The following is a 24945-nucleotide window of genomic DNA, read 5'->3' on the forward strand; positions in this document are numbered from 1 at the left end:
CGTCCACCCATGCAGATCGTAGCCGAACAGGTAGGCAAAAAATACCGGAAAGAATGGATTTTCCGGGGTGTTTCGCTCGAACTGGCGGCCGGTACAAGCTATACATTCGTGGGCCCGAACGGCAGCGGAAAATCCACCTTACTGCAGCTATTGTCCGGTAGCCTGCCCGCTACGGAGGGTAGCCTGACGTACCGGGTTGACAGCCGGGCGCTCGACCCGGACGACTGGTTCCGGCACGTAGTTGTAGCGGCCCCCTACCTGGAACTCATCGAAGAACTCACCCTGAACGAACTGCTGCAGTTTCATCAGACATTCAAGCGGTTCAAGCACGGCCTCACGCCCGACCAGATTGCCGACCGGCTGCTGCTCACCCACGCCCGGCATAAGGAGATCAAGTACTTCTCGTCGGGCATGAAACAGCGGGTCAAACTCGGGCTTGCTTTCTTCTCCGACGCGTCGGTCGTGATTCTCGACGAGCCCACGGCTAACCTCGACCGCCAGGGTGCGGCCTGGTACCACGAACAGGTCCGGCAGCTTAGCCCCGACCAGCTTTTGCTGATTGGCTCCAACGTACCGGACGAATACGACTTCTGCCCTAATATTCTCGACGTAACGCGCTGGAAATAACGTATTATTTTGCTCAAATTGACGTTATTTGGGTAGATAACCCCGTACGCTATGCTGCGTTTTTACCCACTCCTTTTCATTTGCCTTCTTGCCTCAACGTGCTGTGCTGCCAACGTCGTTTTTGTTCAGAATCGCGGGCAGTGGCCGGCCGGTGTTCTGTTCCGGGCCGACATTCCGGGGGGGTATCTGTTTCTCAGGCAGCACAGCCTGCACTACGTATTTTACGACAGCAAGGCCGTAGCTGACCACCATGCTAAAGGCGTACCGGTGAGCGATACCATCCGGGCCCACGGCGTAGCGGTCGACCTCGTGGGCAGCCAGTCGGTCAGCGCGCCGGAAGGACGCCACCGGACCGGCCCCACCCTGAACTATTTCCTGGGCAAGAACCCCGACCAGTGGGTTGGCGACGCGCCGGCCTTTGGGGAGGTGGTATATCCGAACATCTACCCCGGTATCGACCTGCGGATCTACGCCTATTACCAGACCTTGAAATACGAATTTATCGTTCAGCCGGGTGCCGATCCGTCGGTGATCAAACTAGGCTACAACGGAGCCAGCTCGGTTCGGCTGAGCGACGGGCGGCTGATTATTGATACGTCGGTGCAATCCTTCAGCGAGAACAAACCGTACAGCTACGTCAGCCGCGAGGGCCGGGCCACCGAAGTGGCGGCAGCCTGGCAGTTGTCGGGCAACGTAGCCCAGTTTTCGCTGCCCAAAGGCTACGACCGTACGCAGCAGCTCACGCTCGACCCGGAGCTGGTTTTTTCAAGCTATTCAGGGTCGGTTTCCGACAACTGGGGGCACACCGCTACGTACGACAAAGACGGCAACCTGTACTCGGCCGGCTCGGTATTCGGCAGCAATTTTCCGGTGCAGACCGGGGCGTTTCAGGTCAGTTTTGGCGGTTTGGTGGATGTATCCGTACTGAAATTCAGCCCCGATGGATCAAGACTTCTTTATGCCACCCTGCTCGGTGGCCGGGCGGCCGACCTGCCCCATAGTGTGATTGTGAACAACAAGGGCGACCTTGTCATGATGGGTACTACGTCCTCGCCCGATTTCCCGGTAACAGCCGGCGCGTTTCAAACCAAAACGCAGCTGGGTACACCCTTTTCGTTCTCATTTACGACAACTACCAGCATTGTTTTTGCGAACGGCAGTGATTTGTTCGTATCCATACTCAGCCCGGATGGCAAACAGCTAAAAGCCAGTACGTTTATGGGCGGCACCAGAAAAGACGGCATTGGCGCGCGTCGATCGTCGGATACCGAAGCCGACGGGATGTTTCTACGCAACTACGGCGATGATTTGCGGGGTGAAGTAATTGTTGGCCCCGACGATGATGTGTATGTTGCCAGCTTGACCGAATCCTACGACTTTCCGGTGCCCCGCTCCCTGCCCGACGGCACCAGCTCCCTATCCGAAGCCGTTGTCTTTCAGTTGAGCGCCGACTTATCGCAGCTCCGCTGGGGCAACCGGATCAGTGGCTCCGGAGGGGCTACCAAAGCCTACGGTTTACGCCTGGCCCCTTCGGGTTCCCTGTACGTCTGTGGCGTTACTACCAGCTCCGACCTGCCCGCCAGTGCGGACGCCTACCAGGCCAGACCCATTCAGGTCTCTCAGTTTCTGGCGAATGGATTTGTAGCCCGGTTTGACAGCCAGCGGCTTACGCGGCTGACGTACCTAGGTACCGACCGGGAAGATGCGGCTTATCTGATCGATATTGGCCCGGACGGCAGTCCGCACGTGTTTGGCCTGACCCAGGGCCGCTACCCCGTCACGACCGGGACGTACCAGAACGCAGGCAGCGGTCAATTTATCCATGCCTTCGATACGGACTTAAAAACCACCCGCTTCTCGACGGTGGTTGGTTCCGGCCGGTCTGGTCCGGATATCTCCCCTACGGCTCTGCTGGTCAACGAATGTGGCAATATTTACCTGTCGGGCTGGGGCGGGGCGGTCAACAGTCTGAACGGCTACAATTCGGCCAGCAGCACCTCCGGCCTGCCCGTTACGCCCGACGCCTACCAGCGCACTACCAACGGCAGCAACTTTTACATCGCCATTCTGGAGCAGGGAGCCAGAAGTCTGTTATACGCTACGTTTATGGGGGGCTTGACTAACCCTCGGGGCGACCACGTAGACGGCGGTACGTCGCGGTTTAGTCCACAGGGCGTTATTTACCAGGCCGTTTGTGCCTGCATGGGCACGAACTTCCCGGCAACGGCCACCGCCTGGTCGCGCACCAACCAAAGCAGCAACTGCAACAACCTGGCGTTCAAATTCGACATTGATAGGCTGAAGGCCAACTTTGATACGTACCGGGGCAGCCAGAAAGGCGTCGTAACGGGCTGTACGCCCCTGGCGCTATCGTTTCAGAACACCAGCATCGGTGGTCGGCGGTATGAGTGGCTGGTCGACGGCAAAGTGGTTTCCAGCGACACGGGCCGGGTGAACTACACCTTCGACAAGGCCGGAAAGTATACCGTTACGTTACGGGCTTACAACCCCCTCACCTGCCTGCGCGTAGACTCGGTGAAGCAGACGGTTACGGTCAGCCCCGCCAATTTTCAGGTGAGCCGCGACACCACGATCTGCCCCAACGCCACCGTAACGCTACGAGCCAGCGGAGCCACAAAGTACGTCTGGACACCCGCTGACGGCCTGAGCAGCACTACCATTGCCTCGCCGGTAGCCGCTCCGAAACAGACAACGACCTACACCGTTGAGTTGACCAACGAGTTTGGCTGCGTGGCCCGCCGGAGCATTACGGTGCAGACCGATGCGTCATTTCAACCCAGCTTTTCGGTGCAGACCAACGGCGACTGCCAGCAGCCAACCCGGCTGACGTTTACCAACAACACCCGCAACGCCGACCGGTACGCCTGGGTGATGGGCAACGGCGACACGGTGCGCACCGCTATTCCTGAAAACTACTACTTCGGGAAGTCAGGCCAGTACCAGGTTACGCTGATTGCCTACCGTAACGGTTGTGCGCTCAGTACGTCGCTGCCGGTTTCGTACGAAGACCTGAACAACGTTCCGAACGTGATTACACCCAACGGCGACGGTAAGAACGACGTATTCAACATTGGGTTTGCGGGGGCCAGGCTCGAAATTTTTAACCGCTGGGGCCGCCGGATTTACCAGGACGATGACTACGCCAACAACTGGGGCAAAGATGTACCGACCGGGCTATATTACTACCTGATTACAACGCCAAACGGCACGCAGTGCAAAGGCTGGCTGCAGGTGATCGAGTAAGGTCAGGTGTATTGCCAGGCCCACCAGATCAGCAGCCCCTGCAACGGCAGCCGGGCCCACAGCAGCCAACGGGGTAGTTTACGAAACCGTCCGGACGTAGCCATGTAGACATTGGCCGGAAAGACGGCGACCAGCAACAGAATCAGCCCCCAGGCCGATACTGAACGGGTAGCCGGGAACAGCAAGCCGATACCAAGCACCACTTCGGCCACGCCACTCAGCATAACCAGTTCAGAATGAGCGGGCAGATAAGGCGGCATGATGGCCATGTATAACTTCGGACGGATGAAGTGGTTTACGCCCGCAGCGACGTAGACGAAGGCCATCAGGTACAAGCTCAGTGATTGCATGAATACCAAACGGACAAGGTCGGCGTTTCGTTTAAACCAAAGTCGGTTACGAGGGTCTAACCGATAAACAGGCTACCCTATGAAATCGACTTTGTTTCTTGCGACCATAACCACCGTACTGCTGTCCGCCGGTGCACACGCCCAAACCCGGCCGGATGTCCACATTGACAAACCCGGCCATAAACTGACCGAGCTGAAGGTTGAGCAGCGGGCCGAACGAAAAGCCGTAAAGAAGGCAGAACTGGCCAGGATGACCCCGGCCGAACGAAAAGCGTTCAAAGCGGAACGCCGGCAGAAAAAGCAGGCTAAACTCAACGCCATGACACCCGAACAGCGCGAACGGTACGAGGAACGCCGTCGCCAAAAGAAAGCAGGGCGGTAATACGGTACGGTATTCGGTTTGGTACGGGATGCTGGCCAGGCAGCCCCCGCCGTGAACCGAATACCGACTTCCCTACTCCACCACGTGCCCGATGAATCCGGCGCCGTTATCGAGGATCAGACCGCCCCGCCGAAAGCCGAGTCCGCAGGCTTCGCCCGCGAAGAACACCCCCGCCTGGTACGAATGGCCGTTGCGGTCGGTGGGCAGTTCGGCGTACTCCTGATAGATGCGGGGGTAATCGCCGTAGTCACCATCCACCGCCTGCCGCTCACGACCGCTGCTGTCAACAATTCGGACATTCGCCCCTTCCCGGCCAAACAGCACCTTTTCGACATAGGCCTTACCGGTCAATGGTTTGGCTTCGGTCTGGAGCAGCAGCGGATGGTTTGGAAACAGCTCCCACAGAATTTTCAGGATGTATTTGGACTGGAACAGCAGCGTATAAGCCGGATTCAGCACCACAACCAGCCGCCGACGCACAGCCTCCGTCAGCATTCGGGCCAGTTCAGGCTCCTCCTCGCCGATGTACTCCCAGGGCACCAGCTTGAACCAGAAGTCCATTCGCTCAAACTGACCGTTCTGAGGATTCTGCCGGAAGATTCCCTGGTCGGCCGAAAACTCGACGTTGTCGATGAAATCGTACTGCACGCTAAAACCAGCTTCGCGCGCGGCTTCACCGATCAGCGCTACGTTACTGTCGTCTTCCGGGAAACCGCGCATGGCCGACAGCAGCAGGTAAGGTTCCAGGTCGTTGTTGAGCCGGCGCAGCTCGCGAAACTGTTCGGTCAGGGTTTCGAAGACGTTGTTAAATTGACTGCTTTCGTCAAGACCATTGGCCCGCAGGTGAGCGTATTGCACCACGGCGGTTTCGGGCAGGCAGGTAGCCGTATCGGCGTTAAATTCCAGCAGCTTGATAGGTCGGCCATCGATCCCGCCCGCGAAATCGAAGCGACCGTAGAGGTGCAGGTTCCGGTCGTCGTCCCACGACAGTCTGATCAGATCGATCAGGTTCTCCGGAATGCCCAATTCGGCAAACCGGTTATTATCGATAACGTGCTGCCCGGCCTCAACCAGCCTGTCGAACAACTCATTAGCGGCTTCGTAGTAAGCGTCGGCTTCGTCGGGCCGAACAACAACGACTTCGTTGGTCAGGTAAGGCAGCGTATCGGTGCCGAGCATCCAGTCCCAGCCGAGGTTGCGGAGCTGGGCATCGGGTGACATCGATAAGGGCTTTAGATTAACCATAACTTAGCTAATTATGAAACTCAATACAGCACATCGGCTAGTGAGTCAGTTGATTGATACAATTTGAAACAACTGGTTCAGGCGCGACCAGCACGACCCGGTCTGACGGCACGTCTGACCGCTGGACTTTACAATCGGCATAACCCGTTCAGACGTGCCGTCAAACCTACGGATGGACGTGCGAATTAATCTGAGACAACCCGGTCTGGCATCCACCGGCTGTACTTATCAATTTCCGGGTTTATATTTCGCACCAAAAATACCTGAATCCATGACCCGCACTTTCTTTTTTCTATTAATCGCCCTGTTTCTCGATAACGGTGTAGTTGCTCAGCGCACGCCCAACCGGCAGGCCGTTCCAATCATCTTCGATACCGACATGGGCCCCGACTACGACGATGTGGGGGCCATTACCCTCCTGCACGCCCTCGCCGACAGCGGCCAGGCCCGGATTCTGGCCACTATTGCCAGCACCAAATACCCGAAAGTAACGCAGGTTATTGACGTACTGAACACCTACTTCGGCCGGCCCGACGTACCGATTGGTGTTCCTAAAGGGGCAGCTGTAACGGATAAAGACACCCAGCACTGGTCCGATACGCTGGTGGCCAGGTACCCGCATTCGGTGCGCTCCAACAACGACGTACCCGACGCCGTGGCGCTGTACCGCCAGATTCTGGCCAAACAGCCCGACAAGAGTGTAACCATCGTAACGGTTGGTTTCCTGACCAACCTCGCGAATCTGCTCCAGTCGAAGCCGGATCAGTATTCTAACCTGTCGGGCCGGGACCTGGTAACCAGAAAAGTGAAGCAGCTGGTCAGCATGGCGGGTAAGTTTCCTTCAGGCCGAGAGTACAACGTATTCAAGGATGCGCCCGCGTCGAAAGTGGTATTCAACACCTGGCCGACGCCGGTGCTGCTGAGCGGTTTCGAGATCGGTGAACAAATCAAGACAGGCCTCCCCCTGACAAGAAATAAAGCGATTCGCAACAGTCCGGTAAAAGACGTGTTCCGCATCTGCCTGCCTATGGCGAAGGAAGATAACAACGGCCGCATGAGCTGGGACCAGACGGCCGTGCTGGTCGCGATCAAGGGACCGGCCCCGTACTACACGGTTAAAACCGGCCGTATGACCGTCAACACCGATGGCTCCAATACCTGGACATCGACGGGCAAGGGCCACCAGCACCTGGTGGTGAACATGCCGGTGCCGCAGGTTCAGGCCAAGATCAATCAACTGATGCAGCACCAGCCGGTAAAGCGGTAAGGTGAAAGTTCTTAATGCAACCGTTTAAAGCAAAACCCTTTGAGGCTGCGAGTGTTACAGATTCACAACCTCTGTAACGCTATGCTATTTGATTCGCTCGAAGACCAACGTGTACTCATCGTTGGTGGCAGCAGTGGAATGGGATTTGGCACTGCTCAGTTGATTGATAAACTCAAGGGACGGGTCATCATCGCCAGCCATGATCACCAAAAGTTAAATAAAGCACTGGAGCAGCTCAGCGACCGGGCACAGGCTATCACGGTAGACATGACACAACCAGATTCCATTGACGAACTGTTTGCGCAAATCACCGGGCTGGATCACTTATTCATAACGGCGGGTCCAGGTTCACGCAGTGGTTTTCTCGACGATTCGGGTGAGCAGGCCCGGGCCTACATGGAGGGTAAGTTCTGGAGTACGTATCGACTGACCCAATTGGCGGTACCCAAATTACGGCGTGACGGCTCCGTTACGTACATATCGGGGGGATTGTCTCAGCGTCCGGAAGCAGGTTCCGTTATGGTTACGGTAGCCCAGCGGGCATTGGAAGGACTCGCCAAAGCGTTGGCTGTTGAATTAGCCCCGCTCCGCTTCAACGTCGTGCGGCCGGGCGCAATCGATACATCGCTCTGGGATTTTATGGACGACAGCGACCGTAGGCATCTAATGGAAGAGGCAGCCGCCAAAACCCCGGCCGGTCGCGTCGGTACGGTCGAAGACATTGCACTGGCTGTAGCCCATTCAATGAGCAATTCGTTCATTAATGGTGCAGTAATCGACGTAGACGGCGGAGCTTTGCTGCGTTAACAGGTGTCGTCGCTCACACCGTCGCTACGTTCGACGGCGCCGAGGTTAGCCCGGCCTGCTGCACGAACGACGCCAGCAGGTGCTGATAGGTTTCGACTTCTTCCTGGCAATGTGCCTCCGTCCAGCCCAGTTCGGCGGCCATGAGGTCGGCCACCTGTGGAGCCAGGTCGCTGGTCAGTTGCCAGTCGGCGAGTTCGAGCCGCCACCGCCGGGCCAGTACATCGCGCAACGTAACGGCCATTTCCTCGCGCACCTGGTAGACTACCTCGGCCGCAATGAAGGGTAAACTATGGGGTGCTGCAGACTGGTCAGACGTGCCGTCAGACCCGGGCAAATGGCGCATGATCTGGGGCGCACTCTGGTCAGACGTGCCGTCAGACCTAACTCGGGAGGACTGGATCAGTGAATTACTGGGTAAAAGATTACCGGCCAGACGCTCCGTCAGACCGGGTTGCGCCTGGCTCAGTTCGGCTACTCGCTCGGCCCGGGTGCCGTAGGTCTTCACCAGGTGCCGGGCTACGTCGGCGGGTAAGTTATACTGGCTCTGAAGCTGCTGCCAGTTCTCGAACTGGTAGCCTTCGCCCCCGACCAGGTAATGCGTGGCTGTAGAGCAGGAAACATTAGTATCGAGCAACTCACTTGCCCGGTCAATGGCGTCCTGGGCCATCAGGCGATACGTCGTCCATTTACCGCCCAGCAGGCTGAGCAGGTTTGAGCGCGAATCATGTTCAACTTCGTGATCCCGCAGCAAGGTTTTCGTCGTGGCCCGGTTTGACGTAATGAGCGGCCGGATGCCACCAAACCCAGCTTCGACCTCCGACCGATCGGGTGTTTTGGCGAGGTATGGCCGAAGAGTTTCTAACAGGTAATCGACTTCTTTTGGCTCCAGTACCGGTTCGCGGTTCAGATCCGTGTAGTCATCGTCGGTCGTTCCGACGAACACCTTGTCGCCGAACGGAATGGCAAATACGACGCGCCCATCCGCTGTTTTGGGGATCAGCATGGCGCTGTCACTTTGCAGTACGCTGCGGGGCAGCACGATATGAACGCCTTTACTGGGTCGGATGCGGGATTCGAGCAGCGGGTTTGCCAGGTGCCGGATGCTGTCGGCATACGGACCGGTACAATTCAGGAAAAGTTTGGCCTGAATCGTAATCGTCTCGCCCGACAACTGATCCTCCACATCGGCAGACACCAGCCGGCCGGTATGGTCGTGTGCAAAACCGCGTACCGCCACGTAGTTAGCCACGGCCGCACCGGCTTCGTCGGCACTGTGCGCCAGGGCCAGCGCGTAGCGGGCATCGTCGAACTGACCATCGTAGTACAAAACGGCACTATGAAGCCGGGGCGTCAACGTCGGCATTTTGGCCAGCGCTTTCTCGCGGCTCAGCCAGCGGCCTTTCGGAAACGAGTCGTGACTGGCAAAAAAATCGTAGAGAGTCAGGCCGATTGTGATATAAACGGCCTCAAACCAGCTAAAAACAGGCGTTAGCAAAGCCAGCGGATGAGCCAGATGCGGGGCGTTCCGCAGCACCGTCCGTCGTTCGGCCAGGCCGTGACGAACCTGCCGAAGCTGAGCCAGGTCCAGATTCTTGACAGCCTGCTCCAGATACCGCACCCCACCGTGAATCAGCTTGGTCGAGCGGGACGACGTTTCGCCCGCAATATCCCCTTTGTCAATCAGAGCGACCCGGTAGCCCCGCAGGGCTGCGTCGAGAGCGGCCCCGGCCCCGCTGGCGCCGGCTCCAATCACGCAGATGTCAAAGGATTCGTGCCGCAGCCGATTCAGGTTGTGTTGGCGATTCATGTTTGGTAACGTAGTTCGTTAGGATAACAGGCAGCCCGGCGCATTAAGTTCTGTTTCACAATTCCTTAATGGCTGGTTTGGCCGTATGGCTAAGGTAGCAAATAACCGGGCAACTAGGACGAAAAACCCCGGCTGCGGCTACCGCCGAAGAAACCACTCCGCCCACCGCTCGGCCGGGAGCTGGTCACCCGCGACGACCGGACCGATTCGCGAATGGAATTGGTACGGTCGTAAAGACCACGGTTGGCGTAAATGCCCGATGCGTACCGGCGCTCATCGTCGCGGAAGCGCGGAGCGGTTGAGCGGCCAATCATGTAGCCAAGGCCACCCCACAACAGCGCGTTGGCCAGACCGTTGCTGTGGTATGACCCATAGCTGGCCGGATTATTGAAATATTGACTGGTTGAGGGATCGTTCTGTACGAGTCGGCGGGCCGCTTCGACGCTCAGCGTATCGCGGTGCCCGTCGTAATAGTTCACGATGGCACCGGCCCGGCCAGGGTCAACCTGCTGTTCGTCCGTGATTTTGAAGTTACCGGGAGCCGTTTCGGTGATGTACGTCCGAACGCCCTGCCGGAAGCTATCGGTCTGCTCGGTGGTAGCGCGTTCGGAATCGGATTGGCTATTGCCACAGCTTTGAAGCAGTACGCTGCCGTTCAGCAATGCAATGCTGAGCGTTGTACTGAGGGTTATATCTTTCACCCGGCGAATGATCGCGTGTTGGCGGAGCGGAGTCATAGTCTAGATCAATGATTTATCTACTAAACTACCACCTGGCCCGTTGGGTTACAAGTCGATTCGGATAAGCCGCCTGTAGACGCTACCAGCGGTCGTCAGAACGGACGCTGACGATTGGCAAACAGGATCGATACCCCGGCCGTAAGCGTAACGGAACTGATCAGCTGGTCGCTGCTGTAAAAGCCGCTTTGTGCCCGGCCGTTGCCCGTCTGCGCCGTTGAGGTCAGGTTGTCGAAGCGAAAGTTAGCCCGGGTGTAGTCGCTGTTGACGTTGAAGGAAACACTGCGGCCGACGCGGTAGCGCAGGGTTACGCCCCCGCCAAACGACGTTGCCGTACTGCTGCCGCCGGTCGTTTTCACCCACATCGGGGTCTGGTCAACGGTCCCCTCCAGTGAGGTGCTGGGGCAGGTTGCCGACGCGCGGCCGGCCATTACCCGCGCATCCAGGGATAGCAGGCCGTTAAACGGAATATGCACATAAGGTCCGCCCATCAGGGTCGATACGGCCCAGTTACCGGCTTTGGCCGACCACTGATCCCCCTCGTTCATGACCAGGGCATTCAGTAACGAACTTGCTTTCAAAGCATTGCTATGATGCTCAAACCGGGCCGTCAGACCAACCGGTCCCAGAAACTGGTACCCCACGGCCACATTGGCCGCAACGCCCTGAATCGCCATACCGGCCCGTGGGTCCGAAACGGTCTGGCACCCAAAATCGCCAACCGGCAGGCTCGTTCCGGCCGCTAAGGTGATAAACCCCTTTTTCGGCTGGTGTGCCAGGATAAACGCTCTCTGGGCAAACGACACGGTAGCTAGGCCAGCCGCGAGCGCAGTCAGAAAAATTCGTTTCATTGCGTAACGGGTTAGTACTGAATTCGGTAAAATCAATTGCAAGCTATTTCAAACAAAATCAGTGCCACTTTTACGCAGTGAATTGTAATTTTAGCCGATATGGTCAGTGGTTTATCTGTTGACGCTGTAATTGAGCGCATCGCCGATCTGCAATCGACCGGCGACCGCTGGTTTCCGACGGGGCTGTTTGCCGCCTACCGCAGCAACGCCACCCTGCGCTACTACCGCCCCGACACAAACGTATTTTTTACGGCTATTACCGTATTTACGCTGCAACAGCTACGGCCGCACGTATCGCCAACGGCCCAGCAACGGATCGAGCAGATCTGGCAGCGGGCCGTGCGTACGTATCCGCTTTTCCGAAATAAAGACGGCCTGCTGACCTATAACTTCTGGCCGACGCGCCCTTCGCAGCATTTTTCGAACGGCTACCTGTTTCGGCATTTCGATCATTTCCGCATCCCGGACGACATCGACGATACGGCGATGGTTTACCTGACCACCAGCCCAACGACGGATGAAGTGGCCTGGCTGCAAACCAAGCTTGGTCAGCACGCTAACCTGAGCCAGCGCATGATTCGGAACACGTACGGCGATTACCAGACGCTGCGGGCGTATTCAACCTGGTTTGGAAAGACCATGGGCATCGACTTTGATGCCTGTGCCATGAGCAACCTACTCTACTGCCTGTTTCAATACGATCGTCCCCGCGACCAGCACGTAACGGATACATTGATCTACCTGCGGTCGGTGGTGGAAACGGGCCGGTACCGCGCAGAGCCGTTCCGCTGCGCTCCGCACTACGCCCGCCCTTCGCTCATCCTGTATCATCTGGCAAGGCTGATGGCCGCTTTTCAGCCTCCTGAGCTAGAACCGGTTCGGGCGCAGTTGATCAAGGACGCACAGCACCTGGTTGAACGGGCGACGAACCGGCTGGAGCAATTAGTGCTGACTACGACGCTGCTTCGGCTCGGCCAGACGGACAACCCTTCGGTTGACCTGGAACACATTGAGCAGGCGTTTGGGGACTTTCACTTTTTCATTGCCGGGTTACTGACCGCCTACGAGCACCCACTGCTGCGCCGGCTGGCCGACCGGCCGCTGGTACACATGCGCTGGCAATGCGAGGCCCATTGCTGGGCACTGGTGGCCGAGTATATGGTCGTCGAGCGGCTGAGCAGCAGCTAAGTCAATACGTCTTGGTCATGTCGGCCGGGATGGCCAGCACGTAGTTGGCGAGTCCGCGGCTTTCGTCAGCTGGTTTGTCGGGATCAGGGGACTCCACCGACGAGAGCGTCAGGATGTTCAGATTCGGGCGCTGCTGGCGCAGGTACCAGACGATGCCCTCGAAATTTTTGGAGTGATAGTCGCCGTTCAGATGCAGCAGGGTTTGGCCCGGTTTCAGGTTCTGCAGGATGAAGTGAGCCATGGTTGCGTCTTTGATGGCCTGCGCCCGCGCAAAATTGGCCGCCTGATCAGACGAACCGCCGTGCGGATTAGTGTGAGCGCCGGAGGCCGGGCCGGAGCTTCCGCCGTGGGTCGAACTCCCCATCATATCCAGCATGGCCCTGTATCCCGGCAAGGTCAGGTCGACGGTTAGGGGCAGGGGGGCCATTTGCCGCTTAGCATCGGCCGACAGCGTATCGAGCGCAGCCAGTCCCTGCCGCGCCACTAAGCTGGCATAGCGACGTGGTACGTTGGTGGCCACGAACAGAATCTTGTTTTCCCGCGCAAAATTAGCCAGGGGCTGATAGTCGGTATCGTAGTTTGGCCAGAGCCGGGCCCGATTGGCAAATTCCTTACCGGTTGTCCGGCCCTGCACAAAGTCGCTGAGCGCCTGCTGGTTGTCGGTTTCAAACATCTCGGCACCCAGTACAAGCGCCCCTTTTTTTTCGGCGTGCAGGTCCTTCATCAGCTGCAGTTCGAGCCAGTGACAGATCGGATTATTATGCAACTCGCCGAACAGCACGACATCCGCTTCAGCGGCTTGCCGAAGCAGGCGGGCGTAGGTGGTCGGCTTCAACTTTTGATCGTAGAGCCGGTAGGCGGGCTTATCGGACCGAAACGCGAAAACCAGCAGGCAGAGAAGCAGCGGAGCAAAGCGCATACGTACTGTTTTTTACAGAAACAACGTCCTGACGGATAGGTTCGTGCCGAACACAAATAACAGAAACGAAAAATCCCCCAGCGTAAGTCGGGGGATTTTTCAGCAAAGCTCAGCCGGCCGGAAGGCTTACAATTCCCGGACCCAGATGTTGCGGAAACCAACCGGGTTGCCGTGGTCCTGCAGAATAAGGGGGCCTTTGCCATGCGCCTGTACTTTCGGATAACCGATGTACTCGGTCGTTCCGCGGATTGCTACGTGGTTCTGCACGAGAATGCCGTTCAGCAAGACCGTTACGTAGGCCGGCTCTATCATCAAACCGGCTTTATTGAAGCGCGGAGCCATGTAAATGATATCGTAGCTCTGCCACTCGCCGGGCTTCCGGCTGGGGTTTGCCAGCGGAATCGCCTGCTTATAGATCGAGCCAACCATCCCGTTCACGTAGGTCGGGTTGTTGTAGTTGTCGAGCACCTGGAGTTCGTAGCGGCCCTGCAGAAAGATTCCGCTGTTGCCCCGGCCCTGGCCGTTGCCTTCCACCTTCGAGGGCGTCTGGAACTCAATGTGGAGCTGCATATCGCCGAACTCCTGCTTGGTGCGGGCCGACGACGTAGTAGACGAGTACAGTACCCCATCGCGAACGGGCCACTGGAGCGGGCTCGTGCTGGCTGATGGTGTGTAGCCTTTGTTAGCCACCCAGTTGTCAGCATTCTTGCCATCGAATAATACGATTGCGTCGGAAGGGGGAGTCGTACCGGCGGTATTGGCAGAATACACACCCGGCGTTACAACCGGAGGAACGGGTTCCCAGATTTCGGTCGACTGAGGTGTTTGCTTATTAGGTTCAGTCTGGGCGATGGCCACCTGCACACAGGCTGCGCCAACGAGGCCAAGGGTTAGCGTACGCGCAAAAAACACGGTCTTCATGCGAATAACTGAAAATTGATACATGCTTAAGGAAAACGTTCAAAGATAGACTAAATGCCGGAACAGCCCCGTTTATGTTGAAAAAATGGTAAATTTAAGGCCTAAAATAGTGTTCTATTCATGGTAAAACAATCCTTTAGGTCGTTTACACGCTGGGTGCTGAGCGCCGGCTGGACACTCGGTACCGGTCTGGCTATTGCGCAGCCAAATCCAACGGCCACCACCTCATTATCACTTGCCGATTTAAGCGCTTTTAAAGCACCAACAGCCAACTGGCGCATCGTTGGGGGCGTCCGCGCCGACTTGAAAAAGGATAATACCCTGGTCACCGAAAAAGGGACGGGCGTTCTGGTCACGTTGCCGGAGAAGCAGCAAACCGGTCACCAATACAACTTACTGACTACGCTGCAGCACGGCGATCTGGATCTGGAGCTGGATTACATGATGGCCCGCAACGCCAATTCAGGGATCTATCTGCAGGGCCGCTATGAAGTGCAGCTATTCGACAGCTGGGGCATCAAAGCGCCCCGCATCATCGATAACGGCTCCATCTATGAACGCTGGGACGAGAAGCGACCCGAAGGCCAGAACGGGTATGAAGGCCACCCCGCCCGCCAGAACGCGAGCCGGGCACCGGGCCTGTGGCAGCACCTGAAGATTTCGTTTCAGGCGCCCCGCTTCAACGCCAACGGCCAGAAAACCGAAAACGCCCGGATGCTCCGTGTCGAACTGAACGGCGTGACCATCCACGAAAACGTTGAACTGTCGGGGCCGACGCGGGCGTCGATGGCCAACGACGAGGTTGCGCTCGGCCCGCTGACCTTCCAGGGCGACCACGGCTCGGCTGCGTTCCGGAACATCCGGTACGTCATCTACGACAAACCGCGCCCCGAACTGGTCGATCTGAAATATGCGGTCTACAAAGGCAGCTTCCAGAAAGCCGATCCGGCTGATTTTGGTGGCATCGCCCCTGAATCCGAAGGGCTCTCGCCTATCCTGACGGCGTCGGTGAGCCGCCTTCCGAACGATTTTCTGATTCGCTACACAGGTACGCTGCGGGTTAAGCAGCCGGGCGACTACACGTTCAACCTGGGCGCCCAGGGTGGCCGCGGTACGTTGAAAATAAATAACCAGACCGTTGTTACGCCCAATAGCCGGTCGGCCAACGGGAAGGCAACGCTACCGGCCGGCGACATGCCGTTTGAGCTGACGTACACTAAATTTGTCGAGTGGGCCCAGCCGGCCCTTGGTCTGGCCGTGGCCGGACCGGGTGTCCGTGAGTTCACGATCAGCGCCACCGAAGCCGGTGGGGGCGGTGATGTGGATCCGATCATTGTCGACGCCCAGACGAACACCATCCTGCGCAGCTTTATGGACATTCCGGGCATCAACACCAACGCAGTAAACTCGTCGCGGGTCAACGGCCAGCCGGCATTCCGGGTTGTTCATGCGGTGTCGGTGGGTAGTCCTGATCAGGTTCATTATACCTACGATCTCGACCGGGGTGCGCTGGTGCAGGTATGGCGGGGTGCTTTCCTCGACACGACGCCGATGTGGCACGAACGGGGCGATGGTTCATCCCGCCCGATGGGCATGGTGCAGCGCATGGGTATGCCAATGCTCTTCCTGACTAAATTATCGTCGACGGAAGCCAACTGGCCTACCGACACGACCGGCAGCAACTACCGCCCCAAAGGGTACGTACTGGACGAAAACGACCGCCCTTCATTCCGTTACCTGAGCTACGGCGCTACGGTCGAAGACAAGATTCGGGTACTGGACAACAGCCAGGGCATTCGTCGGGACGTAACGATCCAGAACCCGGCCGGTGGGATGTATGCCCGCATAGCCAGCGGTACGTCCATCAATCCGCTTGAAACCGGCATGTACGTAGTCGATGGGCAAGCGTACGTTCGGGTCGACGACGGCGGTGGTGCTTCACCGATCGTTCGGCCAACCAGCAATGGTCAGGAACTGATTATTCCGATTAAATCCGGCAAGCTGAGTTATTCCATACTCTTCTAACGACTTTACCATCACAGTATGAAACGGATACATAACTACCTGCTCGTTGCGGCCGGCCTGCTAACCCTGACAACCCAGTCGCTGCGGGCGCAGGAATCGCCGAAAGAGGAGGATTTCTTTAAAATTATGAAGGTAACGGCCCCCGAGGGTACGTTGCTCGAAGTGGGCGGGCTGACGGTGCTGCCGAATGGCGATCTGGGCGTAGCAACCCGCCGGGGTGATATCTGGATCGTAGAAAACCCGACGAGCCGCCGGCCATACTTCCGGAAGTTTGCGTCAGGGCTGCACGAAATTCTGGGCCTGACCTACAAAGACGGGGCTCTGTATTGCGCCCAGCGTGGCGAACTGACCAAACTGGTCGACTCCAACAAGGACGGCAAGGCCGATGTGATTGAAACGGTGTTTGCCTGGCCTCTCTCGGGTCATTATCACGAGTACAGCTTCGGGCCGAAGATTGCCCCCGACGGTTCGTTTTTCGTGACGGGCAATGTAGCCTTCGGTAACGAAGAATGGTGGCGCGGAGAAAGCCGGGTCCCCTGGCGCGGCTGGACCATGAAGATCCATGAAAACGGAACCATGGAGCCTTGGGCAACGGGCATGCGTTCGCCGTGCGGACTGGGTATCTTCGACGGTGAACTGTTCTACGCCGACAACCAGGGCGACTGGATGGGATCGGGCGGTATCGTTCACGTCAAAAAAGGAGCGTTTGTTGGTCACCCGGCGGGTCTCCGCTGGACAGGAGCGCCTAATTCGCCGGTTAAGCTGACGGCTGAGCAGTTCAACGCCCAGATCGACGAACGGCGTCGCCGGGACGAAAGCGGCCGGGCCATCAAGCCGGAGAACGTGGTCAACGAAACGCCGAATCTGCTCTTTCAGATGAAAGACAAGTTTCCGGGTGCCAGCGTTCAAACGCCGGCGGTATGGCTTCCCCACGGTATTCTGGGGATTTCAAACTCCGAAATTCTTGAAATTCCGCAGGGTGCTTTTGGTCCGTTTGCCGGTCAGCTGCTGGTAGGCGACCAGGGTATGAGTAAGATTTCGCGCGTGTTCATGGAGAAAGTGAACGGCGAATACCAGGGCGGAGCCATTGATTTCCGCAATGGTTTCCAGTCGGGTGTGCTGCGCATGGCCTGGGCAAAAGACGGTTCGCTGATGGTCGGTGAAACCAACCGGGGCTGGGGCTCTGCCGGCGAAGCCAACGAGGGTCTGCAACGGCTGGTCTGGAACGGCGCTATTCCGTTTGAGATGCGCACCGTAAAGGCAATGCCCGACGGTTTTGAGGTTGAGTTCACCAAACCCGTCGACCGCAAATCGGCCGAAGACCTGGCCTCGTACCGCGTTGAAAGCTTTATCTACAAGTATCACTCGGTATACGGAAGCCCAACCATCAACAAGGAAGCGCTGCCCATCAAAGGCGTGAAAGTATCGTCCGACGGCCTGAAAGCCCGGTTGATTGTCGACAACCTGCGCCGGTATTACGTTCACCAGTTGACGCTCGATGGCGTGCGGGCTACGGAAGGATCGTATTCGCTCGTTCACCCGATTGCGTACTATACGCTGAACAACATTCCCGAAGGCCAAAAGCTGGCAATGACTGAAGTCAGTACGCAAAATTCGGCGATACCGGCGGCTACCCCGGCGGCTGCTACGGCACCCGCCACAAGTAAAAAACCGGCACCGGCTAAAGCGGGCGCCAAACCGGCCACGACGGGTGGTAAGCCCAAGCTGAAAGAAGGGCAGGCCGTGACGATGGCCAAAGCCCCCACCTACGATGAAGTGAAAGGGTTGCTGAGCCGCCATACGTGCCTCGCCTGCCACAACACCGACAAACGGCAGGTAGGCCCGGCGTACAAGGACGTAGCGAAGCGCAGGTACACCAACGACCAGATTGTGGATCTGATCTATAATCCCAAGCCGCAGAACTGGCCGGACTACGCCACCGAGATGCCGCCCATGCCGCAGGTGCCGAAAGCCGACGCCCTGAAAATCGCGGCCTGGATCAACTCGCTGAACTCGACTGGCGCAGCGAGCCAGTCGGCCGATGTGGATAAGCCGTAGGCCGTAAGCGTTCTATTGACAACCCGATTGCTAATGCGATCGGGTTTTTTTATAACCATTTGTGATGATTCACTACCAAAAAATAAAGCTTAACATGAATTTTACGCTACCTATTTGATCGATTAGTAAACCGTATTTATATTCAGGAAACTTCTTACCTACGCTATGAACCGCTTTTATTTTCTTCTATCCGCCTGCCTGACCCTCTTTACCTTACCTTCGTTTGCTCAGCAAGTTACTTTTGAAAAAGGGAGTTGGAACGACATGCTGGCCCGCGCCAGAGCGGAGAATAAGTTGATCTTCGTCGATGTATACGCAATCTGGTGCGGCCCCTGTAAAATGCTGGATCGGTTTGTTTTTACAGACAAAAAAGTTGCCCGGACGTTCAACACGTTGTTTCTGAATTATAAAGTTGACGCCGAGCGGGGCGAAGGCCGGACCATCGCTCAAAAATACATGGTGCAGGCTTATCCCACGGCGCTGTTTGTGGATGGTAATGGTCAGTTAATTGATTCCTGGGTTGGTGCTAAACCCGCTTACGAATTTGAGCAGGAAGGCCAGCGGGTATTCCGAAAAACCCCCGTCGGCATGACCCTGGCGCTGTACGACGCATCGTATCAGGAAGGGAATCGGCAAAGTGCCTTTTTGTCGATGTATTTTCGGCTGCGCCGAACAATTGGACTGGAAACCGCTTCGCTGCTGGATGAGTATATAAAAAGTTTACCCACTGACTCGTTATCGACACCAGCCATCACTTCGTTGCTGCTGGCCCACACCAGTACCTGCCGGGGAGCCGCTTTCAATACCCTGTTCAGCCGGAGACAGGACGCTCGGTTTCGGGGTGCCATTGATGTTATTCTCAGCAACGACGTCAACACGGCCGGGTTGCAACGCGATAAAAAACTGCTGGAATCCGTCTGCCAGTTCGTAGACCAGCTGGAAACGCCTGAAAGCGCAGCGTTCTCGAACGCAACGTATCATCTGAGCTATTACGCAGCGGCCGAAGACTGGAAGACCTACACCAGCCAGGCCGATGCCTTCGCAACTCGTTATCTGCTACCCACCCTGACACCGGATCACCGCCAGCAACAGCCCGGCTTATTTGAGAAGAATTACTACCTGCTGTGCAACATCGGCTATTACTTTTCGCAGAACGTAAAAGACGACACCAGACTTCGAACTGCACTGAACTGGCTTAGCACGAGCAATCAACTCTTTCCAACTTCGTTAAACACCAGTTTACAGGCGTGTTTGCGGTACCGGCTGGGCGAACGCGACGAAGCCATACTGCTTCAGCAGAAAGCGATCGACATGGCAAAGGCGGCCGGCGATGACACCAGCAGCTACGAATCCACGCTGCAGAAAATGCAGAAACGCCGGGCGATCTGACGTCCGCTGTGTTTAGACAAGGCCCCGGTTATCGATCGGGGTCTTTTTTATGTTGTAAAGTCAGCTGTGTCTGCTGGCTCCGTCAGGCTTCGCCCCTACCGACTGGCCAGCCGTTCCCGAATGTCTTCGACTTTCTGGGTTCTGAACTCGGCAAACAGGGGCGCATGGTACCGGTCCAGCTTGTTCAGGATCAGAAACGCGACCCGCATTTCCTCCTCCGATAGCACGCCGTTCATCAGCAAATCGGTGACGCTGAGCATATCCGGCAGGCAGTCGTGAATCCATTGCACGCCCTTATCAGTAATTTTCACCTGCTTCGACCGGGCATCCACCGGGTCCGGAAACTCTTCGACGAGGCCGTGTTTTATGAGTCGGTTGATGACGTTCGTGCCCGTTGTAAACTCCGAGATATTGGCGTTAATCAATTCGCCTTTTCGCATCCCTCCGTCAAAGTGCAGCGTAGCCAGGTACGCAAAATCCTCACCGTTATCGACCGGCAGATGCTGCATCACTTTCCGGGTGTAAAAGCTGGTGTATTTGTTAACCCGGGCAACAGCGATCAGCAGCGCATCCGAAGCCCGCATACCCGGTATGTCGTCCTTGGTTTCACTTACCGACTGTTTAAACGTATCGACCTCTTGCTGTCGCAGATAATACCGGCAAAAATCTTCAACGCTCTCGCCCGCGTTCGACTGCTCAAACAGCTCCCAGGCTTTCACTAACTCAATCACCGGATTCTTCTTTCTGTCCATTCAACTTCTTTATTTTAATACCAAAGTAAACTATTTTTTTAAACAATTACTACCAAACCATTGTATTTACTACCAATACAAAGTAATTTTACGCCATAAAGTTTAAAATGGTACTAATATGATTGCTGAGCTTATTGATGCTAACAAACAGTACCGCACTGGCGACCAGACCGTTACGGCGCTGGCTAAAACTTCGTTGCAATTAAACGAAGGTGAACTCCTGCTGATCATCGGTCCTTCGGGATCGGGAAAAACGACCCTGCTCTCCCTGCTCGGCTGCCTGATCAATCCCACCGAAGGCAAGCTACTTATTGCGAATCAGGACGTGAACCAGTTGACCGCCCGGGAGATGGCGTCGCTGCGACTGAACACCATTGGGTTTGTCTTTCAGCAGTTCAACCTGCTGGCACCGTTAACGGCCGAACAGAACGTAGCGTTTCCGCTGAAGATGCAGCGGCTTTCCACGGCCGAAATCAACCGGCGAACGCTGGAGGCTCTGGAGAAAGTGAAGATGACCCACCGGCGAAAGAACCTGCCCAGGACGCTGTCGGGCGGAGAACAGCAACGGATTGCCATCGCCCGGGCGCTGGTCACCGACCCCAAAATCGTGCTCTGCGACGAGCCGACGGCCTCGCTCGACAAGGATTCGCTCGACGTAGTCATGGACGAACTGAAAAGCCTGACATTGACCGGCAAATCAGTCGCCGTCGTGACCCACGACCCCCGGCTTCAGCGCTACGCCGACCGGGCTGTAGAAGTAAAGAACGGCGTGGTGTCGCAGCTCGGCTCCGGGCCTGCCAATCTTATCGAGTAGCATTACGTCAAACAAACACACTATATCAACTACAACTATGCCTTGTAATTTTCAAACCGTAGGTGCCTTGCTGGTCGCATCGGCCATGCTTCTCAATGTGACCTCGTGCAGTGAGTCGAATGGAAAGGAAGATTCGGCGGCCAAGACCGACTCGGTACAGGCACCGATCGCTGTCAGTCGGGTAATGGGCGTGGCCCGCATCGAACCCGAGAATGGGATTCAGACCATTACGGCCGGTACCACCGGCAAAGTGCTGAACGTACTGATCGACGAAAACCAGGACGTTGTGGGCGGGCAGTCGCTCATCAACGTAGCAGTAGCCGTCGAAACGGCTCAACTGGCGCAGGCTCAAAGCAAGCTTGCGACCCAGCAGGCCAGTATCGCAGCCCGACAGGCCCGACTGAACGGGCTGAACGTAGATCTGCAAAAGGCCCGGGATACCTACGAACGTAACCGGCAGCTCATTGACGCCAAAGCCCAGACGAAACAGGCCCTCGACGAGAGCAAAGCCGCGCTGGACCGACTGGTAACCGACGTAGCCTCCGCCCAGGCCGACGTACTGGAAGCCACGAACCGGCTCAATGAACTACGGGCCGACATTACTTACTACCGGACCGTTGTCGGGCAGAAAAAAGTGGCCGTACCCCAGCCGGGCCGGATTCTGAAGGTCACCATCAACCCCGGCGACTACGTGACCGACAACACCCAGATTGCTGAATTTGCCGCAGCCGGACCGCTTTTCGCCAAAACCGAAGTTGACGAGCTCTACGCCGACCGGGTAAAGACCGGACAGCGGGCGGCCCTTATCTCGCAGACGACCGGCGATACGCTGGCGCGGGGTACGGTCAGCTTCACGGCCGATTACCTCCGCAAAAAATCACTCTTCAATGATCAGAATACCGAGCAGGAAGACCGGCGCGTGCGGGAAGTACACATCCGGCTGGAACCGGGCCGGTCGCCACTCATCGGTAGCCGCGTCGACTGCCTGATCCTATTGTAATAACCCAATTTAAACGTCTACATTCAGATGGTACAGGACGCATTTCGGTTTATCTGGTACGACAAGGCCAAGATGTTCGGCATTCTGTTCGGCATCATCCTGTCAGTTTTTCTCATCGGGCAGCAGGTGGGCATTTGTTTCAGCCTGCTCGATGGCCTCATTTCGCTGGCTCGCTACAATGCACAATACATCTGGGTCGTCAGCGACAAGACCCAGCAGGTCGGCGAGCTGCCGCTGATTGACATGCGGATTGGCCGGGAACTGGTATCCATTCCCGGTGTCCGGCGGGTCAATCCGATGGTCGTTACGGGCGGCAGCGCCAAGTTTATGAACGGCACGAAAGCCGCGCTGACGCTGATCGGCACCCAGGCCCCTACCTTCGCCGGTGGCCCGTGGAATCTGGTCAACGGCAAGCCGTTCGATCTGCTGCAGGAAGGAGCCGTCACGGTCGATGAACTGGACGCGGCTACGCTGAACAACTCCCGACTCGGCGACCGCTTCGAACTGAACGGACAGCGCGTGGTGGTGGCGGCTCAGACACGCGGGGCTCGGGGGCTGGGGGTGGCATACGGCTTCACAACGGTCGAACGCGCCCGGCGATTGGGTGGCGTATCGCCGAATCAGGCATCAGCGTTTCTGATCGAGTGGGAACCCGGCGTACCGGCCAGTCAGGTAGTCAACGCCATCAACGCCGAAATCCCCGACATCCGGGCGTGGGAAGGGCAGGCGTTCGTGGACAAAACCCTTCAGTACGTGGCCACTACGAGCGGCATTGTCGCTTCGTTCGGACTGCTGGTCGTTTTCGCCGTCATCACCGGCTTTGCCATCGTTGGCTTAACAATGTTCTCCGCCGTGAATGACCGGCTCCGCGACTACGGCACCGTGAAAGCAATCGGTGGCAGCAACGGCGTTATCCGGCGACTCATTCTGTTACAGGCCACCATCTTCGCCGTTGTTGGCTTCCTGATCGCGTATGCACTGCTTTATCTGTTTGTACAGGCCACGCGCGACAATCTGAACATTCAGCTAACCCCGGAGCTAACGGCGTCGCTGATTGGGGTAACGTTCTTTATCTCAATCATCAGCAGCCTGTTCGCTATGCGCAAAATCACCCGACTCGAACCGGTACAAATCTTCCGAATCTAATCCATCAGTCTTCATGAAAGCCTTTTATTTTTTCCATCTGATGATGGCCTGGCTGCTTACGCCCCTATTGAGCCGGGCGCAGCCAGTACCCAGCCAGCCGCTGAAGCTGTCGCTGACCGATGCCATTCGTATCGGGCTGAAAAACAGCCTCGACATCCAGTCGCAGCAGCTAACCGTTCAGATCGCCGACAACACCATCCGAAAAGACCGCAGCCAGTGGCTGCCTCAACTCGACGGAGTGGCCAACGTTCGGTATAACACCCAGCTTCAGTCGACCGTACTGCCCGAAGGGTTCTTTGGCAGTACCACGCCCCAACTGGTGCAGTTTGGCACGAAGTTTTTCAATCAGCTGGCCCTTGACGCCACCCAGCGCATCATCAATCCAACGCTCCGGCGCGACATCCGGATTGATCAGAAAACGGCTGAATCGGAGCGGGAAGGCCTCCGCCAGACCGAAGCCGATGTCCGGCTTCAGATTGCGGAAGCGTACTACGCTGCCCTCCTGCGCAAACAGGAAGTCGCCCTGGCCGAAAAATCGCTGGCCCGCTCCCGAAACTACCTCGACGCAACGGAAGCCAAACTTCGGCTCGGCACCATCCAGGAAGATGAACTCAGTCGCGTACAACTGGACGTACAGAACGCCGACATCAAGCGACGCCGGGCCGAAAAAAACCGCCTGCTGAGCTACCAGAAACTGACTCAGGTGTTGAACCTCAGCGAACAGCAGCCGCTGGAGATAACCGACAGCCTGACCACCGCTGCCGACGAGGCCACGGACCAGGCCGATTTTGCGCAGCTGGTCGGCAACCGGCCGGAAGTACGCAGCGCCCTGCTGGATACGGAGTTGGCCCGACTCCGCTACGACCGGGCCGCGCAGGGTCAATCGCCCACGTTGTCGGCCTATGCCAATTATTCGGCCCTGTACCAGCGGAATGACCTCGATCTGTTTGGACGGCGGTCGTGGACGCCATTCAACTACGTAGGGCTGCAACTGAACGTACCCCTGTTCGACCGGTACGCAACCCGGTTCAGTAAGCAGGAGTTTGCGCTTCGGCAGCAGGTAAGCGCCCGCAACCTGGAGAAGCAGAAACAAACCGTCTACTACGACCTGCAATCGGCCCAGACCGATCTGCAGAACGCCCGGCTGAATCTGCAATACGCCCGCGAAAACTACCAGCTGGCTAATCAGGTCTACCAGGTCAATCAGGCCAAATACCGGCTCGGTACCCTGCTGTACAACGATCTGCTGAACGTTGAGAAATCGCTGGAAGAAGCGGAAACCAACCTGCTGACCAGCACTTACGACCTATTGTTAGCTAAAGTTCGCTGGCAGAAAGCCAGTAATCAGTTTTAAACGAAAAACAGGGGTGCAATATGGGATATGCTGTAGCGTTGC

The 24945-nt window shown here is 57.0% G+C and carries 21 protein-coding genes; 13 read left to right on the top strand and 8 right to left on the bottom strand.

From position 1 onward, the window contains the following. Nucleotides 1-9: 9 nt before the first annotated feature. Together DYU11_RS01715 and DYU11_RS01720 are read left to right on the top strand one after the other, a co-directional pair. The gene (locus tag DYU11_RS01715; protein ID WP_119665911.1) at nucleotides 10-627 is read left to right on the top strand and encodes an ABC transporter ATP-binding protein; all 618 of its coding nucleotides are present in this window, start codon (nucleotides 10-12) and stop codon (nucleotides 625-627) included. A 51-nt stretch (nucleotides 628-678) separates the two neighbouring features. Beyond that, nucleotides 679-3891, top strand: coding sequence for a DUF7948 domain-containing protein (locus DYU11_RS01720; RefSeq protein WP_119665912.1), 3213 nt, complete (start codon nucleotides 679-681; stop codon nucleotides 3889-3891). Nucleotides 3892-3893: 2 nt separating this feature from the next. Here DYU11_RS01720 and DYU11_RS01725 read toward each other — a convergent pair whose 3' ends face one another. After that, nucleotides 3894-4241: a DoxX family protein gene (locus tag DYU11_RS01725; RefSeq protein ID WP_119665913.1), complete on the bottom strand. Its 348-nt coding sequence runs from the start codon at nucleotides 4239-4241 to the stop codon at nucleotides 3894-3896. Between the two features lie 79 nt (nucleotides 4242-4320). Here DYU11_RS01725 and DYU11_RS01730 point away from each other — a divergent pair, with 79 nt between their 5' ends. Further along, nucleotides 4321-4623 carry a hypothetical protein gene (locus DYU11_RS01730; protein WP_119665914.1) on the top strand — a complete coding sequence of 101 codons (303 nt, stop codon included), beginning with the start codon at nucleotides 4321-4323 and terminating at the stop codon, nucleotides 4621-4623. A gap of 72 nt (nucleotides 4624-4695) precedes the next feature. Here the strand turns inward: DYU11_RS01730 and DYU11_RS01735 are convergent, their stop codons facing one another. After that, nucleotides 4696-5868 (bottom strand): glutathionylspermidine synthase family protein, encoded by a 1173-nt coding sequence (locus tag DYU11_RS01735; RefSeq protein WP_119665915.1) that lies wholly within the window; start codon nucleotides 5866-5868, stop codon nucleotides 4696-4698. Nucleotides 5869-6139: 271 nt separating this feature from the next. On the opposite strand from DYU11_RS01735, the gene DYU11_RS01740 reads away from it, so the two are divergent. Both DYU11_RS01740 and DYU11_RS01745 read left to right on the top strand, forming a co-directional pair. Then, nucleotides 6140-7135 (top strand): nucleoside hydrolase, encoded by a 996-nt coding sequence (locus DYU11_RS01740; protein WP_119665916.1) that lies wholly within the window; start codon nucleotides 6140-6142, stop codon nucleotides 7133-7135. An 81-nt stretch (nucleotides 7136-7216) separates the two neighbouring features. After that, nucleotides 7217-7942, top strand: a complete 726-nt coding sequence (locus tag DYU11_RS01745) for an SDR family oxidoreductase (protein WP_119665917.1) — start codon at nucleotides 7217-7219, stop codon at nucleotides 7940-7942. Between the two features lie 13 nt (nucleotides 7943-7955). On the opposite strand, the gene DYU11_RS01750 is transcribed toward DYU11_RS01745, so the two are convergent. The 3 genes from DYU11_RS01750 to DYU11_RS01760 form a co-directional block, all read right to left on the bottom strand. After that, the gene (locus DYU11_RS01750) at nucleotides 7956-9749 is read right to left on the bottom strand and encodes a glycerol-3-phosphate dehydrogenase/oxidase (RefSeq protein ID WP_119665918.1); all 1794 of its coding nucleotides are present in this window, start codon (nucleotides 9747-9749) and stop codon (nucleotides 7956-7958) included. Between the two features lie 113 nt (nucleotides 9750-9862). Then, nucleotides 9863-10486 (bottom strand): Cj0371 family chemotaxis-regulating polar lipoprotein, encoded by a 624-nt coding sequence (locus DYU11_RS01755; protein WP_119665919.1) that lies wholly within the window; start codon nucleotides 10484-10486, stop codon nucleotides 9863-9865. Between the two features lie 95 nt (nucleotides 10487-10581). Next, nucleotides 10582-11337 (bottom strand): outer membrane beta-barrel protein, encoded by a 756-nt coding sequence (locus tag DYU11_RS01760; RefSeq protein ID WP_119665920.1) that lies wholly within the window; start codon nucleotides 11335-11337, stop codon nucleotides 10582-10584. Nucleotides 11338-11436: 99 nt separating this feature from the next. Here DYU11_RS01760 and DYU11_RS01765 point away from each other — a divergent pair, with 99 nt between their 5' ends. Further along, entirely contained in the window at nucleotides 11437-12525 is a 1089-nt protein-coding gene (locus DYU11_RS01765; RefSeq protein ID WP_119665921.1) for a hypothetical protein, read from the top strand. A gap of 1 nt (nucleotide 12526) precedes the next feature. Here the strand turns inward: DYU11_RS01765 and DYU11_RS01770 are convergent, their stop codons facing one another. Both DYU11_RS01770 and DYU11_RS01775 read right to left on the bottom strand, forming a co-directional pair. Beyond that, nucleotides 12527-13444, bottom strand: a complete 918-nt coding sequence (locus DYU11_RS01770; protein WP_119665922.1) for a ChaN family lipoprotein — start codon at nucleotides 13442-13444, stop codon at nucleotides 12527-12529. A gap of 126 nt (nucleotides 13445-13570) precedes the next feature. Beyond that, nucleotides 13571-14365 (bottom strand): 3-keto-disaccharide hydrolase, encoded by a 795-nt coding sequence (locus DYU11_RS01775; RefSeq protein WP_229365660.1) that lies wholly within the window; start codon nucleotides 14363-14365, stop codon nucleotides 13571-13573. A 120-nt stretch (nucleotides 14366-14485) separates the two neighbouring features. Between DYU11_RS01775 and DYU11_RS01780 the strand changes: the two genes are divergently transcribed. The 3 genes from DYU11_RS01780 (at nucleotide 14486) to DYU11_RS01790 (ending at nucleotide 19837) form a co-directional block, all read left to right on the top strand. Continuing rightward, nucleotides 14486-16390 (top strand): 3-keto-alpha-glucoside-1,2-lyase-like domain-containing protein, encoded by a 1905-nt coding sequence (locus DYU11_RS01780; protein ID WP_119665923.1) that lies wholly within the window; start codon nucleotides 14486-14488, stop codon nucleotides 16388-16390. Nucleotides 16391-16408: 18 nt separating this feature from the next. Then, nucleotides 16409-18448 carry a hypothetical protein gene (locus DYU11_RS01785; protein WP_119665924.1) on the top strand — a complete coding sequence of 680 codons (2040 nt, stop codon included), beginning with the start codon at nucleotides 16409-16411 and terminating at the stop codon, nucleotides 18446-18448. A 165-nt stretch (nucleotides 18449-18613) separates the two neighbouring features. Then, a complete protein-coding gene (locus DYU11_RS01790; protein WP_119665925.1) occupies nucleotides 18614-19837 on the top strand; it encodes a thioredoxin family protein in 1224 nt (407 codons plus the stop codon). Between the two features lie 95 nt (nucleotides 19838-19932). Here the strand turns inward: DYU11_RS01790 and DYU11_RS01795 are convergent, their stop codons facing one another. Further along, nucleotides 19933-20589 carry a MarR family winged helix-turn-helix transcriptional regulator gene (locus DYU11_RS01795; protein WP_119665926.1) on the bottom strand — a complete coding sequence of 219 codons (657 nt, stop codon included), beginning with the start codon at nucleotides 20587-20589 and terminating at the stop codon, nucleotides 19933-19935. A gap of 118 nt (nucleotides 20590-20707) precedes the next feature. On the opposite strand from DYU11_RS01795, the gene DYU11_RS01800 reads away from it, so the two are divergent. Genes DYU11_RS01800 through DYU11_RS01815 form a run of 4 tightly spaced genes read left to right on the top strand, consistent with a single transcriptional unit; the run spans nucleotide 20708 to nucleotide 24903 of the window. Beyond that, nucleotides 20708-21403 carry an ABC transporter ATP-binding protein gene (locus tag DYU11_RS01800; protein ID WP_119665927.1) on the top strand — a complete coding sequence of 232 codons (696 nt, stop codon included), beginning with the start codon at nucleotides 20708-20710 and terminating at the stop codon, nucleotides 21401-21403. Between the two features lie 37 nt (nucleotides 21404-21440). Then, on the top strand, nucleotides 21441-22403 hold the full coding sequence (locus tag DYU11_RS01805; protein ID WP_119665928.1) for an HlyD family secretion protein: 963 nt from the start codon (nucleotides 21441-21443) through the stop codon (nucleotides 22401-22403). A gap of 27 nt (nucleotides 22404-22430) precedes the next feature. Then, on the top strand, nucleotides 22431-23549 hold the full coding sequence (locus DYU11_RS01810; RefSeq protein WP_119665929.1) for an ABC transporter permease: 1119 nt from the start codon (nucleotides 22431-22433) through the stop codon (nucleotides 23547-23549). 13 nt (nucleotides 23550-23562) lie between these two features. Further along, nucleotides 23563-24903, top strand: a complete 1341-nt coding sequence (locus DYU11_RS01815) for a TolC family protein (protein ID WP_119665930.1) — start codon at nucleotides 23563-23565, stop codon at nucleotides 24901-24903. Nucleotides 24904-24945: the final 42 nt, after the last annotated feature.

It is taken from the genome of Fibrisoma montanum (assembly GCF_003583365.1).
Classification (GTDB): Bacteria; Bacteroidota; Bacteroidia; order Cytophagales; family Spirosomataceae; genus Fibrisoma; species Fibrisoma montanum.